This window comes from Enterococcus sp. DIV0756, assembly GCF_051710745.1.
Lineage (GTDB): Bacteria > Bacillota > Bacilli > Lactobacillales > Enterococcaceae > Enterococcus_A.
Genome location: NZ_JBIOLF010000002.1, coordinates 135,241 through 150,921, shown reverse-complemented (window position 1 = coordinate 150,921; position 15,681 = coordinate 135,241). Strand labels below are relative to the sequence as shown.

The window sequence follows — 15,681 nt, the reverse complement described above, 5'->3', positions numbered from 1 at the left end:
GAGAATGAATAGAAATGAATACCCGCGTCCGCAATTTGTTAGAGATTTTTGGATAAATTTAAACGGCGAATGGCAATTCGCTTTTGATGATGATGACCGAGGAAAAAGAGAACACTGGTATGCTGGTAAGAAGTTAGATGGCACAATCAACGTGCCATTTGTCTATCAATCAGAATTAAGTGGGATTAATGATCGTACCCCCCATGATATTGTTTGGTACAAACGGACCTTCGAGGTACAGGCAGAAAAAAATGAGCGTGTCATTCTACATTTCGGTGCGGTGGATTATGAAGCGGAGGTATATGTCAATGGGCAGCATGTCCGTCATCATATTGGCGGGAATACTAGTTTTTCAATCGACATTACAGATCAATTGAATGAAGCTGCCACACAAGAAATCAGTGTGCGAGCTTTTGACAGTCATTATGATGAGTCGATCCCGCGTGGCAAACAGTTCTGGGAAGATGAATCTCGAGGCATCTGGTATACGAACTCTACCGGAATTTGGCAAACCGTTTGGTTAGAGATCGTTCCAATGAATTATATCAAAGATGTCCGCATCACCCCGTTGTTTGATGAAGGAAAGGTTTCCTTCGATGTGGAATTCCCTGCGATTCATCCGAAAGCTTCATTGAATTACGAAATTAGTTACGGAAAAAATTTCATTGCTTCGGGAACGGTGGATGTTGTCGCTGAAAGAACGATATTTGATGTGGAGCTGATTCAGAATCACATTTTTCGAACGAATTATCATAGTGAAGGGTGGACTTGGACACCGGAGACCCCTAATTTATTTGATGTTACTTTCTGTCTGAATACAGAAGGTCAAACGGAGGATAAGGTTTCCAGCTATTTTGGATTGCGTAAGATTCATACAGAAGATGGAATGGTTTTTTTAAACAATAAACCTTATTATCAGAAATTGGTTTTGGATCAGGGGTATTGGCCAAGCGGATTACTGACTGCTCCAACGGATGCTGATTTTGTTAGGGATATCGAGTTAGCAAAGAAAATGGGCTTTAATGGCTGTCGGAAACATCAAAAGGTAGAGGACCCGCGTTTTCTTTATTGGGCGGATAAACTTGGCTTCATTGTTTGGGGGGAATGTGCTGCACCTGCGATTTACAACCATGATTCCGCTGAACGGTTAGTGGGAGAATGGTCGGATATTATTCGTCGTGATTACAATCATCCATCGATTATCACTTGGGTACCAGTGAATGAAAGTTGGGGAGTACCAAATATTTCCTTTAATCGTCAGCAACAGCACTATACTCAAACGATGTATCACTATCTAAAATCGCTTGATCCTACGCGTTTAGTCATTTCAAACGATGGTTGGGCACTGACAGATACTGATATAGTTGCCGTTCATAACTATGCGCATGGTGAAGAAGAGGAAAAAGAAAAATACCTGCATTTTATGGACAGTCTCTCAACGGTTGAAAAATTAATCACCAGACGGTCTTCACCATGGCCGATATTTGCTAATGGGTTCTCTTATCAAAATCAACCAATTTTATTAACAGAGTTTGGCGGTATTGGTTTTGACGTTTCTGGACAACCCGGCTGGGGATATACCTCGGCAGAAAATGAGGAGGATTTCTTACGAGAGTATCGTCGAGTGATGGAAGCTGTATTTGCTTCAAAAAGTCTTTGGGGATATTGCTATACGCAGCTAAGCGACGTTGAACAAGAAATCAATGGCTTGCTCACCTATGAACGTGAACCGAAGTGTGATTTGAATGAACTTGCTAAGATCAATGGTTCGTATCATTTGATGGCGTTAGATGGTTTTGGCAACTAAGGACAGATTCGTTCTATTGATTAGATGTTGAACATTCTTAGAGAAATACTGAAGTCGCCAGATAGTCTAAATGATCTGCCTAGTGTGCGATCAAGAAAATCACTTTTTTGAAAAATGGCGTATTTTAAGACTTCAATAATTCTTTTTGAAAAGATACTACTATGTCATCATACGAGAGAAAAGCTAATTTGATGAAAGGGTCGCTCGATCTAGGAATTTTATTCAAGGAGAGAAATGACAGTGAGGCAAACAGTTCAGGTAGTTGACTATGACAAGGAATGGCCTAAGCAATTTACGGCTATCAAAAAAATGTTAAATAAAGAGCTAGCTGATTCTGTGGTTAGCATAGAGCACGTGGGGAGTACCTCGGTTCCCAGTTTGGCTGGTAAGCCTATTCTAGATATTGATATCGTGATTTCTTCAATGGAAGAATTTCCTGATATAAAAAGACAATTGACGAATCGTCTTGATTATATTCATGTGGGAAATCAAGGTGTTGAGGGACGTGAAGTTTTTGAGCGATCCTACAAAGATGAATTCATGGCATATCACTTGTATGTTTGTGTGTGGGGAAGTCCCCCGTATCGTTATCATATAGAATTTCGGGATTATCTGAGAACGCATCCAGAAGCAGTCAAGGAGTATGCGCAATTGAAAAGAGTATTAGCAGTGAAACACGCGGATAATTTAATGGCCTATTTTCATGAGAAAAGTCAATTTGTCGAGAAAATCCTCCAAAAAAAATAGTGAATACCCAAATAAGAGAAGCATCAAAAATCCATTAGCTGCCAAGACTCAGGCATAAAGAAACGGGAGATGGAAAATGGTTGAATTAGAGCTAAATCACATTTATAAAAAATATGAAAGCAACGAAAACTATACGGTAACGGACTTTAATTTGCAGATCAAAGATCGAGAGTTTATCGTTTTCGTTGGTCCATCTGGTTGTGGAAAATCAACTACCTTAAGGATGGTTGCCGGACTAGAAGATATTAGTGAAGGGGAGTTCAAGATCGGTGGTGCACGAATGAATGATGTTGCGCCAAAGGATCGTGATATCGCAATGGTTTTTCAAAATTATGCACTCTATCCTCATATGACGGTTTTCGATAACATGGCATTTGGTTTAAAACTGCGAAAATTTGAAAAAGCTGAAATCAAAGAACGTGTGGAAAATGCGGCAGAAATATTGGGACTAACTGAATACCTGCAAAGTAAGCCCTCAGGACTTTCAGGAGGGCAGCGTCAAAGGGTTGCCTTAGGTCGTGCGATTGTCAGGGACGCACGAGTTTTCTTGATGGACGAGCCTTTATCTAATTTAGATGCAAAGCTTCGGGTCGCCATGCGTGCGGAGATTGCGAAACTACATCGCCGATTAAATACAACAACAATCTATGTCACACATGATCAAACGGAAGCAATGACGATGGCTGATCGAATCGTTATTATGAAGGATGGACTGATTCAACAGATTGGTACGCCTCAAGAAGTTTACAACACACCGAAGAATAAGTTTGTAGCAGGCTTTATTGGTTCACCAGCGATGAATTTCTTCCCAGTGACCTTAGCAAATGGCTATATCACTGACGGGAAAGGTCTACGGTTACGCGTTCCCGAAGGTAAAAATAAAGCGCTGGTCGAAAAAGGCTATGAAGGTAAAAAAGTAATCTTTGGGATTCGGCCAGAGGACATTCACACGGAACCAATCGCTATTGATGCAGCGCCCGATTCGACAGTCCGAGCAAATGTGGTGGTATCGGAATTGCTGGGAGCAGAGACGATGCTATATACGAAAACAGGGGATACGGAATTTATCTCACGTGTCGATGCTCGCGATTTCCACGAACCAGGCGTGGTAATAGAGCTGGCATTCAACATTAGTAAAAGTCATTTCTTTGATGCAGAAAGTGAAGAAGTCATTACTTTTTAATCTAAACAACTTTTTCCTATGTGTGTTCACCGGATTATCAGGGAAATAATAAGGTTCTTTTTTACAGTAAGAGTATCTAAAGCAGGTATTCTTGGTGTGGAAGAGAATCTTTTTTAGTATTTTTACGGAAAAGAGCTCCCTTTAGAGAAACAGGATGGCAGTTACTATCTCAGGTATTACCACTTCTTAAGAGGAAAAAAAGTACGGCTAGAATTTGTTCAAGGGAGAGTTAATAGGATCTACCTGTGAGAAAGTAGAAAGCTAGTAAAGAAATATTCGCAAATTTTTTCGTTTTCTTTAAACAAGGAAACAGCAGATCTATTTTTCTTCTTCACTCAAGACAAAAAAGAAATTACGATTGTTTTAGTGTTGTGTTTTTTCTGAATTAACTTATTGTTTGATGCAAAAAATGCTTCGTGGTGAAATTGTTCGAATTATTTTATGGAAAAAGCCATCAAGACTGACTTTTTGCTATAATGAGTGGAGTTATCCAGTTTTATCGAAAAGGAGAAAAACATGTTAAAGCGTTTTTTTAGTTATTATCGTCCTTATAAAAAATTGTTTATTTTGGACTTTACCTGTGCGGTATTCGCCGGTCTTTTAGAGTTGGCGTTTCCGGTGGCTGTGAATCAGGTGATTGATAAAATCATGCCGCAAAAAGAGTTTCGCGTGGTGCTTATGGCTTGTCTCGCACTCTTTTTATTCTATGTGTTGAATACGATCTTGCAATATATCGTGGTCTTCTTCGGGCATAAATTAGGGGTCAACATCGAAACGGACATGCGGCGGGAATTATTTGCCCATTTGCAGACGCAGCCCTATGAATATTACGACAATCAAAAAACTGGGAAACTGATCAGCCGCTTGACCACTGATTTGTTTGAAATATCAGAAGTTGCTCATCATGGTCCAGAAGATGTATTTATTACGATCATGACGCTGGTGGGGTCATTTTTACTGATGCTTAACACGCATGTAAAATTGGCTATTGCAACATTTGCATTGTTGCCGCTGATTACGGTCGCTCTCGTATTTTTTAATAAGAAAATGACCAATGTAAACACGCGGATTTATGAAAATTTAGGAGAATTTAATGCGGGAGTAGAAGCTTCGGTTAGCGGAATTCGCGTAACTCAATCTTTTGCTAATGAAGAACATGAATACCATAAGTTTGGAGGCTTGAGCGAAGCATACCGTAAATCAAAGATTATTTTCTATCGGGTAATGGCGATTAGTTCGGCTTATAATTATTTACTCATACGTCTGATTAACTTGTTTACGTTGATTTTTGGATCGTACTATGTCATTCAAGGAGAATTAACGAATGGGCAATTTGTCGGTTTCATCTTATTAGCCAATGTTTTTATTCGTCCAATTGAAAAAGTAAATAATATGATTGAAAGCTATCCAAAAGGTATTGCGGGGTTTAAGCGTCTGACCGAAGAATTGGATAAAAAGCCGAATATCGTTGACCTGCCAAATGCAATAGAGGTGAATCATCTGTCAGGAGATATCAACTACGAGGATGTATCATTTTCCTATGCAGATGGGAAAAAGGTGTTAAATCACATCAATCTTTCTATTAAAAAGGGGGAAACAGTAGCTTTCGTCGGCCAAAGTGGTTCTGGGAAAACGACATTGTGCAATTTACTTCCGCGTTTTTATGAGGTAACCAGTGGGAAAATTACCATCGATGATATAGCGATTCGCGAGATGACGTTAGCCTCTTTACGAAATCAGATTGGGATTGTGCAACAGGATGTCTTCCTGTTTCCAGGGAGTATCCGGGAAAATATTGCTTATGGACGGTTAGATGCTAGTGATGAGGATATTTTAGCAGCAGCCAAACTAGCCCATCTTGATGGTGTATTGGAAGAAATGCCTGAGGGAATTGATACTCAAATTGGTGAGCGGGGTGTGAAACTTTCTGGGGGACAAAAACAACGGGTAGCCATTGCCCGAATGTTTCTGAAAAATCCGCCCATTTTGATCTTGGACGAAGCGACTTCTGCCTTAGATACCGAAACAGAACAGGTGATTCAGGACTCCTTGAATTCACTAGCGAAAGGGCGAACAACCATGATCATCGCTCATCGTTTAGCCTCGATTAAACATGCCACTCGTATCGTTGTCGTTAGCCCTGAAGGTATTGTAGAGCAGGGGACCCATGAAGAATTAATGGTTAAAGGCGGAGCCTATCGCGCGTTGTATGATGCCCAATTTAGGAGATAAACGAGTTACTGTAATCAGAATTATGAAAAGCTAAATGTTGGCGGGAAAGGTTAAAGGAGAGAAAAAGATGGGGAATAGCGAAGAGTATCAAAAACAAAAAGTGATGTTTATTTTACCTTCTACTGTGGTAAGCAGTCCTGATAGTCGGATGTTTGTACTTTCTCAGTATCGTGAACCGGTCAATCGGATGCAGGAGTATTTTGGTAATAATTATTTGGTTAAGTCAAACTTTCTAGACAATATCAAGAAGTTCGATGATGATACGATTTATTTGATTCCTGAACAACTGCGGCATGTGATTGATTTTGAGAAAATCAGTAAACGAATCATGGTTCCTTCTAGTATTTTTGGAGATGAAGTTTTAGAAGATATTCGCCGTGAAGTGGCTGTCCTTCAAATGAGTCGGCGTATCTAAAATTTAGGACACAAGCTTTAAGCATGTGCACTTTTAAACGGTAGACGCTTCATTGTTTTGTTAGTATTAATTTCTTTCTGCAATTGTTTGATGTAGGCAGTTGTTTTCGGGTTCTAAAGATGCGTTAAAGCGTATAAAGCAATCGTAGTAATGATGCTTGAATGAGTAAAATGTGAAATAGAGTATTCAAAATAAGTGGGTTTCCTATATCATAGGAAACCCACTTATTTTCATACTTATAAAAAGTCTTGAACTAGCTTCCTATTTTCGGGTCTTTTTTCAAGTTCTAGCTGGGCGATCTTATGAATTAAGGTATCAAGTGTAATCTCATTCATTTCTTCTTCAACTTTTTTTTGCAGCTCAGTATATTTTTCGCTTAGTACTTCTTGAATATTTGCGCCAACGATACAATTTGGATTTGTTTTTGGATCTATTTGAATTAAGTTGGTGTTGCCTTCGATACTTTTATATATTTCTAACAAAGTTATTTCGTCAGGTGATTTGGCTAGAGTAGGGTTTGGCTTGCCAATTTGGGTGAGGATTAGTCCAGCTTTTTTTAGTTGGCTCATGATTTTTCGAACATTTGCTGGATTTGTTTCCACACTTCTAGCAATCATCTCACTGGACAGCGTGTCAGTTCCTTTGCAGATTTCGATATAAGCAAGGATATGGATGGCATCACTGAATTGTAGCGAGTATTTCATGACCTCAGCTCCTTTTGTAATTTTCTTTCTTGACATATCTTATCATACTACTTATGATTATAGGTGTAAATTATAAATGTACAGCAAACGAAAAGGGGTAGAGGATATGAATTATTTAGTAACAGGAGCAACCGGTGGATTTGGCAACTATGCGTTAGAGTTTCTGAAAGAGAATGTGCCGACCGAGAATATTTTTGCCATGGTTCGAAGTGAAACTAAGGCCGCTGCATTAAAAAAAGCGGGTATAAATGTTCGAGTTGGCGATTATGGAGATAAGGATTCTATGGAAAGAGCGCTTGAAGGGGTGGATCGGTTGTTGTTTGTTTCCGGTGCACCTGGAAATCGTCAGCAGGAGCATGCAAATGTAGTAGAAGCGGCTAAAGAAGCGGGTGTATCTTATATCGCTTATACAAGTTTTGCTAAGGCGGATAAAGCGACTAGTCCTTTAGCAGCAGACCATCTTTTTACAGAACGATTGATTGAAAAAACAGGCATCCCACATACGTTTTTACGTAATAATTGGTATTTAGAAAATGAGCTGCCATTAGTAGAAGCGGCTCTGAATAGCGGGAAATTTGTTTATGCGGCTGGAAACGGTAAGACTGGGTGGGCACTGAAAAAAGAATACGCAGAGGTTGCTGTAAAAGCTCTTTTGGGTGCAGATTTTCCAGCAATTCTTGAGTTATCCGGTAAACCTGTAGATTATCAAGTTTTAGCGAAAGCTTTAGAAACTGCAACAGGAAAAACGGTTGACATAATAAGCTCAGATGATCAAGGCTTTATTGCTAACTTAGTTGCTAACGGGGTGCCTGAATCAGTCGCAGAGATATTCTTAACCTTTCAATATGATATTAAAAATGATCAATTAGATGTTACTTCTACGGATTTTGAAAAGGCCTTAGGAAGACCACTACGGAGTATAGAAGCAGGCCTTAAAGAGCTTCTTGATTAAAGGAAGGAATGGAAAAGAATGCACTATGCTGTATCTGGCGCTACTGGAAATTTAGGCAGCCGTGTCATAAACGAGCTAGCCGGATTGGTACATGTGGAAGAGATTGTTGCGCTTGTTCATTCGATGGAAAAGGCTAAAAGCTTACAGGAAAAAGCAATCACTGTGAAACAGATTGAGTATTCAGGCATTGGAATCATGACGGAAGCCTTGCAGGGGATTGATTTACTAATCTACATTCCCAGCAAAACCTACGATGTTGTTCAACGCGTACTTGAATTAGAAAATACCTTGGTGGCTATGCGTAATGCGAAGGTCACAAAAATAATTTTTGTCAGCTTCTTTGCTGATCAAGAAAAGAATCCTTTTACAATGTCACCTTATTATGGTTATGCATCAAGACGCTTAGCGGGGGCTGAACTAGCCTATACAATTGTCAAAAACACGTTATATGCGGACCCTTTGATTCCTTATTTACCTGAATTGATCGAACGGGGAAAGATTATCTATCCAATCGGTAAAGAGAAGTTATCGTTTATTTCTTTAGACAACAGTGCAGAAGCCCTAGCAAAACTGGCTGTAACGCCTAGCCTCAGAGATAGTGGGCAGAGCTATTTACTAAGCCAACTGGAGAATTACTCGATGATAGAACTAAGTGAAATCATGAGTGAAGTTACTGGCGAGAAGATTGGCTATCAGCCGGTCATTCTAACGAAATTCGCGGAAATTTATCCGGATGATGGGGATGAGTTAGCCTCCATGTATCATGGAGGGGCTCTGGGAATGCTAAGGGCGACTACTGATGATTTTGAAAGAATTACTGGGCATACACCGATGTACATGCGAACATTTTTATCCAAGCACTACAAAGGATGATTGGAATAGCTGCTAGTAATTTGTAAAGTTTTTCGAGAAAATACGTTACAAAATGAAAGCCGAACACGCTTTTACTTTCTGGAATGAAAGTGAAGGCGTGTTCGGCTATTTAATTTATTTAGAGATTATCTCAAGCATACTAGCAAGATCCTCTGCAGCCATTTGAACCTTTGATTTTTCAATCAAAATATTTTTACCCGTCATGATGTAGGAGGGCATGATTCGAATATTTTGATAGTAGAGTTCAGTTTTTCGGATTTTATAGGTGGAGATGGCAGGGACAGCATTTCTTTTTGTCGCCTTTTTAGTGATTCGGTTAAAGCATTTTTTTGCAACATCGCCCATTAGCATGATTACTTGAACATTTGGAAAAAGTGTTAATTCCTTTTCCAAATAGGGCAAACTTTTCTCAATACTATCATTATCAATGGTCGTTTCTGATTTAGGGAACTTGATCGCATTGGTTAGATAAATGCCCTGTGCTAAAATTTCTTGAATGGTGGAAACATCGATACCGGCTTGTCGAAATAATGGAATGGTGGTTTCCATGTAAGCGGCATTTTCTGAACCGTAAAAATCATTTTGAGGATCGGCAGGAACAACCTCATTTATCATAAGCGCTTTTATCGATTTTGGATCAATTTCAATGTTGTTTAATTGAACGTGATTATTGCTACCAACGGATTGTTCAATTTCTTGTTTGATGTTCATATTTTGACCTCCTTTATATCTAGTATACAAGATAAATCTTGACAGGGAATGTCCAGTTTACCAGAGTGGTTATTACACATGAGTCATAGTGACTGCCAATGATTCACTTATCACTTGCTAAGCAAATAATTTTCTTTCAAAAATAAATCGTGTTACGGTAATTTTATCAAGTGATAAGTGGAGGTCTTTTTTATGTTTCTAGCAATTAATGAAATTAAGCACTCAAAATTACGCTATACGTTAGTGATGGGTGTCATGTTTTTGATTGCCTATCTGGTGTTCTTTCTGACTGGTTTAGCCTATGGGCTGGCACAGGATAATCGAACAGCGGTAGACAAGTGGAATGCTGATACTATTTTGCTTACGGAAGAAGCGAATAACAACTTAAATATGTCGATGATTCCTTTGAAAACCTTTGATGATGTCAAGGCGGATGAAAAAGCCTATCTTGCTCAAACAGCGGGAGTCATAAAAGGGGACAGTGGAGAAAAAATTGATGTCAGCTTTTTGGGGATCGATAAGGATCAATTTTTAGCACCAAAGCTGACCAGTGGCAAAATGTTTTCTTCGGATGACGAAGCCGTAGCAGATAGCTCATTGAAGGATGAATATGATTTAAAACTCGGTGAAACAGTTAAAATGGCAGGGAATGATAAAACATTGAAAATCGTCGGCTTCACCGACAATGCGAAGTTCAATGTTGCGCCCGTCCTATATACGACCATTGGCGCTTACCAAGAAATTCGGTTTGAAACGCAGGGAACAAGTGAGAATACCAGAATCAATGCCATTATTACCCGAGGCAAGGTGGACTCAATTCCAGATGATTTAGAAAAAACGAGTATTAAGAGCTTTATCAATGAGTTGCCTGGATATAGCGCACAAGTTTTAACCTTTGGTTTTATGATCGGTTTCTTGATTGTGATTGCTGCGATCGTCATAGGAATTTTTATTTACGTGCTGACCATGCAAAAAGCGGAAATTTTTGGTGTTATGAAGGCCCAGGGAATTTCTAGTCGTTATATTTCTAACTCCGTAATCGCTCAAACGTTCTTATTGGCAACTGTCGGAGTGGTGATTGGATTGGCTGCGACACTAGGAACCGCGCTGATACTACCGGATGCCGTTCCGTTCCAAGTAAATATGCTGTTCTTTGGTGGAATCAGCGTGTTAATGATCTTAGTCGCATTGATTGGTGCGTTTTTCTCAGTACGAACCATCGTTAAAATCGATCCACTAAAAGCAATCGGATAGGGGGAAGAAACATGAGTGCAATTGAATTTAAACAGGTAGAAAAATCGTTTAAAGATGGCGATTCAACGATTGAGGCACTGAAGGAAACCAATTTTTCTGTAGAAAAAGGAGAATTTGTTGCGATCATCGGTCCTTCTGGTTCCGGGAAAAGTACATTTCTGACGATTGCCGGAGGACTACAATCACCATCAAAAGGCGAAGTGTTGATTAATGATGAAGACTTCAGTGAGAAGAAAGAAAAAGAGCGAGCAAAATTACGTTTTAAAGAAATTGGCTTTATTTTACAAGCCTCTAATCTCGTCCCATTTTTAACGGTTAAAAAGCAACTGAAATTGGTTGATAAAGTGAATAAGAATAACAATACAGAAGTAGCAACTAACTTGTTTGAGCAGTTGGGAATCGCTAGCTTAGCAAATAAATATCCGGAAGATCTTTCTGGAGGGGAACGTCAACGGGTCGCAATTGCCCGGGCGTTGTATCATGATCCGACAATTATTTTAGCCGATGAACCAACCGCTAGTTTAGATTCCGAAAAGGCGTATGAAGTCGTGAAAATTTTAGCCAAAGAGACAAAAGAAAAGAATAAAGCAACGATCATGGTTACCCATGATACTCGTTTGGTGAAATTCTGTGATCGAATTTTGGAAATGAAAGATGGGATATTAACAGAAAAGAATATTTCAGAAGAGAATAAGTAGGATTATCGCGTATAATAGTCGTATCAAAGAAAAAAGAGGCGATTCCATGTATGAAGAGATTTTAGATGTTGCCGAAGAATTATTTATGAAACAGGGATACAATGACACGTCTACTCGGCAAATCGCGAAAATTCTTGACATTACCCAACCCAATATTTATTATCATTTCAAAAATAAGGAGGAAATTTACTTCCAAGTCATGCAGCGCCTAGCAAGAGAAGTTGGGAAAAACCTAACAGAATTAGCTGAGATAAATACCAATTTTGAGGAGAAAATCTTAGCGATGGCCTTCTATTTGCAACAAAGGCACCCCTTTAGCTTGTTTATGATGATGCACGATATTCAGCATACGTTGAATCCTGAAACAGCCAAACAATTATTTTCACTGTGGCAGGAATCTTATAAGCAGCCGTTTCTTAACCTATTTGAAGGGGAGGCTCAGATAAGGACCTCCGTCGATCCGAATTTTGCTGTTCGTCAATTGTTTATTTTGATATCGGCTTATTTGGACTCACCCGCAGAGGTGCGTCAAGAAGATTTGGAGCAAGCTATTCAGCTTTTTTTCCACGGGGTACTAAAGAAATAAACTTAAAAACCCATCGTCATTTTGGACGATGGGTTTTGACTATGCTAAAACTGCTGCGATCATATCAGGTAATTCTTTTTTCATAACGCGTTTAGTATTTAGTGCGTCCGTATAAGTAATTGTTTGATCTGCTGCGACCGTCGCTAATAATTGACGGTCTTTTTTTGGTGGGTTATAGAAGACTTCGATCGTTTTATCAGCATCCGACCATTCAGCAGAGTAGTTTGCTTTTGATTTCAACGATTGATTTAACGCGTCAGCTTGTTCCGCAGTTACCGCTGTGCTCGCAGGTTCTTTGACCACGTCCGCCAAGATATCTTGAGCCAGTTCTGCTGCTTTATCCGTATCTTCACGCTCGGCAGCAGGTGCTTCAGTTTTAAAGCTTTCTGACCATAAATTGTAAATACTGTTGGTTAATTGATTCAATGTGTTGGTTTGCGGTTTCTTAATATGTGAATCAACTAACTCTTTAAATGAATGATCGTGCTCTGCACTTTGGATATGACGTGTCTTACCGTCAGGTGTTTTTTCATCAAGATGAATTTGATGTGTATTTACTTTGTCAAAATAAATTTTTACATCACTGTGGATGTGGTCGGCAAGTGTACTTTCCACTTGAGCAAAGGTTTTGCTGATTTGTTTGTTACGATTTTTGATTGATTTTTTGATACTTTTTAAATTCACGAGTATAATTCAGTCGCTTTCTTTTAAGAGTTGTTCTAATCCGATAGTATTATAGCATACTTCGTAAAAAAATCAGTAAGAATACGATAAAAGAGGTTATTTCAATTAAAAAAACGACATTCCATTCAAATATCCTGTGTAGATTTCAAAAAATGCTTTGATTTTGTCAAATGATAGCAGGCTGTTTATAAATAGAGAGTAAAAAAAGAATCTCGTCATTTCCAAATGAAAGTGACAGAGACTCTTTTTCGTTTATCTTAAGTCATCTAAGAATTCGGTTTTGCCAGGATCAATCTCATCCCTCATTTTGATAATCTTGGCGGGTGTACCAGCAACAACCGCACCAGCAGGCACATCTTTAGTAACGACCGCTCCCGCTGCAACAACGGCGTCTTTCCCGATACGGACCCCCTCTAAAACAACCGCATTGGCACCAATTAAAACATTATCTTCTACAACAACAGGGGAAGCACTAGGTGGCTCAAGGACACCAGCCAACACGGCGCCGGCTCCGATATGGGCATGTTTCCCGACCGTTGCACGTGCGCCAAGAATCGCACCCATGTCGATCATGGTGCTTTCACCGATGGATGCACCGATATTAATGATTGCCCCCATCATAATGACGGCTTTATCACCGATCTCTACACGGTCACGGATCAACGCGCCTGGTTCGATCCGTGCATTGACCGTTGAGATATCCAGCATTGGGATTGCTGAATTTCTGCGATCGTTCTCTACATGCACATCACTGATTTTTGCTTGATTTTCGTTTAAAACCTCTTGTACCGCTTGACTTTCACCAATCAAGATCCAGGTTTGTTCTTGACCGAAAAACTGAACTTTTTCTTTGGTGATGCCTGCTAAATCGCCTTGAACATAGGCTTTTACAGGAGTCATTTTTTCGGCATTCTTAATATATTTTGCAATTTCATAAGGATCGGTTAAAGTCATTGAATCTGCTCCTATCTCATACTAAGGTAATTATTTTTCAAAAGGCGAAAAATACGTTTTATTTTCGCCACGTATATCATCCAACTAAAGATCTTGAATTAAAATTAATCAATGATTCATGACTTAATAAAAATTCAATTGTAACTGCCAAAAGTTGGACTGACAGTCATTTTTTTAATTATTATTTTTCATCGATCAATTTTTCCATATCGTATAAACCAGTGGACTTGTCACTGATATATTTTGCAGCTTTCACTGCTCCGCTAGCAAAAATATTTCGCGATAAAGCCAAATGATTCAACTCGATCACTTCGTCAGGTCCAGCGTAGATTACCGTGTGTTCACCGGGAATCGTACCGCCGCGAACAGCATGGATGCCTAATTCTGATAAAGGATTTTCTAAATCATTGCCATGGCGCCCATAGATATAGGTTTTCTTTTCTTTCACCGCATCATTGACCGCATCGGCCAATAAGAGGGCAGTGCCGCTTGGAGAATCCTTTTTCTGATTGTGGTGTTTTTCCACGATTTCAATATTGAATTCATCCTCTAAGACTGGTGTGATCTCGCGAATTGCTTTTGCCAAAAGATTAATTCCTAAAGACATATTGGCTGAAAAGAAGACCGCTGTTTGTTCTGCCGTTTTAGCTAGTTGTTCTTTTACTTCATCAGTCAGCCCGGTCGTGGCTACAACAACTGGAATTTTCTTTTCTCCACAATAATCTAGAACAGCCGGAACTGCGGTATAGTGTGAAAAGTCAATGACTACGTCTGCATGTACCTGACAATCGGCGATTGTTTGAAAAGTAGGGAAGTCTGCTTTGAAGACCTCGCGATCAATTCCCGCAACGACTTGCATATTTTGTTGCTGAGCGATCATGGCTTGTAGGACTTGTCCCATGCGGCCATTGGCGCCGTTTAAGATAATATCAATCATTTAGCAACCTCCAAACCATAAGCAGCCATTTCCTTTTTCAAACCTTCTACAGTTTCTGCTTTCGCCGCTGAAAGAGGAAGGCGGAAGTTTGGTTCAATTTTTCCTAATAGCCCCACACCAGTTTTGACTGGAATAGGATTTACTTCGCAGAAAATGGCATGGATTAATGGAATCTGTGCCAATTGAAGTTCTTTTGCTTTTGAAAAGTCGCCATCTAATAAGGCTTGCGTCAATTCATGGGTTTGCCGTGGAGCAATATTGGCAATGGTTGAAATAGAACCTTTTCCACCAAGAGCCATGATTGGTAAGACTTGATCATCATTTCCAGAATAGATCGTGAAATCTTCTGGCATCAAACGGGCAATATCAGCAATTTGCGAGATATTTCCGCTAGCTTCCTTGATCGCAACGACATTAGGAATTTCGCTTAATCGTTTCACCATTTGTGGAGTGATATTCATATTGGTACGTGAGGCCACAGAATATAAAATAATCGGCAAGTTCACGCTCTCTGCAATTTTTTGGTAATGTAAAAAGAGGCCTTCATCTGAGGCTTTATTATAATAAGGAGTCACAATCAATAGAGCGTCGGCACCAACTTTCTCAGCACCTGTCGATAATTCGATGGCATGCTGCGTGTCGTTTACGCCGGTTCCTGCAATGACTGGGATTCGTCCATTGACTTTTTTGACGACTGTCTCGATTACAGCAATATGTTCATCATTGGCCAATGTGGAGGCTTCGCCAGTAGTTCCGCAAGCGATGATTGCGTCGGTTCCTTCGCTGATTTGCCACTCAACAAGCTCCTCTAACTTCTTATAATCAACAGCACCATCGGCTTTCATGGGCGTAACTAGAGCAACACCAGATCCTTCAAATATTCTCAAGGGAAACAACTCCTTCTTCAATTTTTTTCAAAGTCCCTGTAAAAAGGTCTTTAATAG

The 15,681-nt window shown here is 39.6% G+C and carries 16 protein-coding genes; 10 read left to right on the top strand and 6 right to left on the bottom strand.

From position 1 onward, the window contains the following. Positions 1–4 precede the first annotated feature (4 nt). The 5 genes from IGI44_RS17105 (at position 5) to IGI44_RS17085 (ending at position 6,384) form a co-directional block, all read left to right on the top strand. A complete protein-coding gene (locus IGI44_RS17105) occupies positions 5–1,807 on the top strand; it encodes a glycoside hydrolase family 2 protein (protein WP_438789152.1) in 1,803 nt (600 codons plus the stop codon). Positions 1,808–2,047: 240 nt separating this feature from the next. Next, positions 2,048–2,554, top strand: coding sequence for a GrpB family protein (locus IGI44_RS17100; RefSeq protein ID WP_438789151.1), 507 nt, complete (start codon positions 2,048–2,050; stop codon positions 2,552–2,554). Between the two features lie 76 nt (positions 2,555–2,630). Further along, positions 2,631–3,737 carry an ABC transporter ATP-binding protein gene (locus IGI44_RS17095; protein WP_438789150.1) on the top strand — a complete coding sequence of 369 codons (1,107 nt, stop codon included), beginning with the start codon at positions 2,631–2,633 and terminating at the stop codon, positions 3,735–3,737. Between the two features lie 516 nt (positions 3,738–4,253). Continuing rightward, positions 4,254–5,969 (top strand): ABC transporter ATP-binding protein, encoded by a 1,716-nt coding sequence (locus IGI44_RS17090; RefSeq protein ID WP_438789149.1) that lies wholly within the window; start codon positions 4,254–4,256, stop codon positions 5,967–5,969. Between the two features lie 67 nt (positions 5,970–6,036). Next, positions 6,037–6,384, top strand: coding sequence for a hypothetical protein (locus IGI44_RS17085; protein ID WP_438789148.1), 348 nt, complete (start codon positions 6,037–6,039; stop codon positions 6,382–6,384). 236 nt (positions 6,385–6,620) lie between these two features. On the opposite strand, the gene IGI44_RS17080 is transcribed toward IGI44_RS17085, so the two are convergent. Next, on the bottom strand, positions 6,621–7,088 hold the full coding sequence (locus IGI44_RS17080) for an Rrf2 family transcriptional regulator (RefSeq protein WP_438789147.1): 468 nt from the start codon (positions 7,086–7,088) through the stop codon (positions 6,621–6,623). A 106-nt stretch (positions 7,089–7,194) separates the two neighbouring features. Here IGI44_RS17080 and IGI44_RS17075 point away from each other — a divergent pair, with 106 nt between their 5' ends. After that, a complete protein-coding gene (locus tag IGI44_RS17075) occupies positions 7,195–8,040 on the top strand; it encodes an SDR family oxidoreductase (RefSeq protein ID WP_438790289.1) in 846 nt (281 codons plus the stop codon). 18 nt (positions 8,041–8,058) lie between these two features. After that, positions 8,059–8,913, top strand: coding sequence for an NmrA family NAD(P)-binding protein (locus tag IGI44_RS17070; protein ID WP_438789146.1), 855 nt, complete (start codon positions 8,059–8,061; stop codon positions 8,911–8,913). Positions 8,914–9,027: 114 nt separating this feature from the next. Here the strand turns inward: IGI44_RS17070 and IGI44_RS17065 are convergent, their stop codons facing one another. After that, the gene (locus IGI44_RS17065) at positions 9,028–9,624 is read right to left on the bottom strand and encodes a uracil-DNA glycosylase family protein (RefSeq protein WP_438789145.1); all 597 of its coding nucleotides are present in this window, start codon (positions 9,622–9,624) and stop codon (positions 9,028–9,030) included. Positions 9,625–9,816: 192 nt separating this feature from the next. Between IGI44_RS17065 and IGI44_RS17060 the strand changes: the two genes are divergently transcribed. From IGI44_RS17060 to IGI44_RS17050, 3 genes are read left to right on the top strand one after another with little or no spacing between them, the layout of a single operon-like run. Then, positions 9,817–10,878, top strand: a complete 1,062-nt coding sequence (locus IGI44_RS17060) for an ABC transporter permease (protein WP_438789144.1) — start codon at positions 9,817–9,819, stop codon at positions 10,876–10,878. A gap of 11 nt (positions 10,879–10,889) precedes the next feature. Further along, positions 10,890–11,576: an ABC transporter ATP-binding protein gene (locus IGI44_RS17055; protein ID WP_438789143.1), complete on the top strand. Its 687-nt coding sequence runs from the start codon at positions 10,890–10,892 to the stop codon at positions 11,574–11,576. Between the two features lie 46 nt (positions 11,577–11,622). Further along, positions 11,623–12,162, top strand: coding sequence for a TetR/AcrR family transcriptional regulator (locus tag IGI44_RS17050; protein ID WP_438789142.1), 540 nt, complete (start codon positions 11,623–11,625; stop codon positions 12,160–12,162). A 39-nt stretch (positions 12,163–12,201) separates the two neighbouring features. Here IGI44_RS17050 and IGI44_RS17045 read toward each other — a convergent pair whose 3' ends face one another. From IGI44_RS17045 to dapA, 4 genes are all read right to left on the bottom strand, one after another. Further along, positions 12,202–12,846 (bottom strand): hypothetical protein, encoded by a 645-nt coding sequence (locus tag IGI44_RS17045; protein WP_438789141.1) that lies wholly within the window; start codon positions 12,844–12,846, stop codon positions 12,202–12,204. A gap of 252 nt (positions 12,847–13,098) precedes the next feature. Beyond that, a complete protein-coding gene (gene dapD, locus IGI44_RS17040; RefSeq protein WP_438789140.1) occupies positions 13,099–13,800 on the bottom strand; it encodes a 2,3,4,5-tetrahydropyridine-2,6-dicarboxylate N-acetyltransferase in 702 nt (233 codons plus the stop codon). A gap of 181 nt (positions 13,801–13,981) precedes the next feature. Continuing rightward, entirely contained in the window at positions 13,982–14,737 is a 756-nt protein-coding gene (gene dapB / locus IGI44_RS17035) for a 4-hydroxy-tetrahydrodipicolinate reductase (RefSeq protein WP_438789139.1), read from the bottom strand. Beyond that, a complete protein-coding gene (gene dapA, locus IGI44_RS17030) occupies positions 14,734–15,624 on the bottom strand; it encodes a 4-hydroxy-tetrahydrodipicolinate synthase (RefSeq protein WP_438789138.1) in 891 nt (296 codons plus the stop codon). Before dapA ends, dapB begins: the two co-directional genes overlap by 4 nt. Between the last annotated feature and the right edge of the window lie 57 nt (positions 15,625–15,681).

What these genes read in the sequence shown, in the direction of transcription:
- IGI44_RS17105 (WP_438789152.1), top strand. Translation starts at nt 5, where the DNA reads ATGAATAGAAATGAATACCCGCGTCCGCAATTTGTTAGAGATTTTTGG.
- IGI44_RS17095 (WP_438789150.1), top strand. Translation starts at nt 2,631, where the DNA reads ATGGTTGAATTAGAGCTAAATCACATTTATAAAAAATATGAAAGCAAC.
- IGI44_RS17090 (WP_438789149.1), top strand. Translation starts at nt 4,254, where the DNA reads ATGTTAAAGCGTTTTTTTAGTTATTATCGTCCTTATAAAAAATTGTTT.
- IGI44_RS17085 (WP_438789148.1), top strand. Translation starts at nt 6,037, where the DNA reads ATGGGGAATAGCGAAGAGTATCAAAAACAAAAAGTGATGTTTATTTTA.
- IGI44_RS17080 (WP_438789147.1), bottom strand. Translation starts at nt 7,088, where the DNA reads ATGAAATACTCGCTACAATTCAGTGATGCCATCCATATCCTTGCTTAT.
- IGI44_RS17075 (WP_438790289.1), top strand. Translation starts at nt 7,195, where the DNA reads ATGAATTATTTAGTAACAGGAGCAACCGGTGGATTTGGCAACTATGCG.
- IGI44_RS17070 (WP_438789146.1), top strand. Translation starts at nt 8,059, where the DNA reads ATGCACTATGCTGTATCTGGCGCTACTGGAAATTTAGGCAGCCGTGTC.
- IGI44_RS17065 (WP_438789145.1), bottom strand. Translation starts at nt 9,624, where the DNA reads ATGAACATCAAACAAGAAATTGAACAATCCGTTGGTAGCAATAATCAC.
- IGI44_RS17060 (WP_438789144.1), top strand. Translation starts at nt 9,817, where the DNA reads ATGTTTCTAGCAATTAATGAAATTAAGCACTCAAAATTACGCTATACG.
- IGI44_RS17055 (WP_438789143.1), top strand. Translation starts at nt 10,890, where the DNA reads ATGAGTGCAATTGAATTTAAACAGGTAGAAAAATCGTTTAAAGATGGC.
- IGI44_RS17050 (WP_438789142.1), top strand. Translation starts at nt 11,623, where the DNA reads ATGTATGAAGAGATTTTAGATGTTGCCGAAGAATTATTTATGAAACAG.
- dapD (WP_438789140.1), bottom strand. Translation starts at nt 13,800, where the DNA reads ATGACTTTAACCGATCCTTATGAAATTGCAAAATATATTAAGAATGCC.
- dapB (WP_438789139.1), bottom strand. Translation starts at nt 14,737, where the DNA reads ATGATTGATATTATCTTAAACGGCGCCAATGGCCGCATGGGACAAGTC.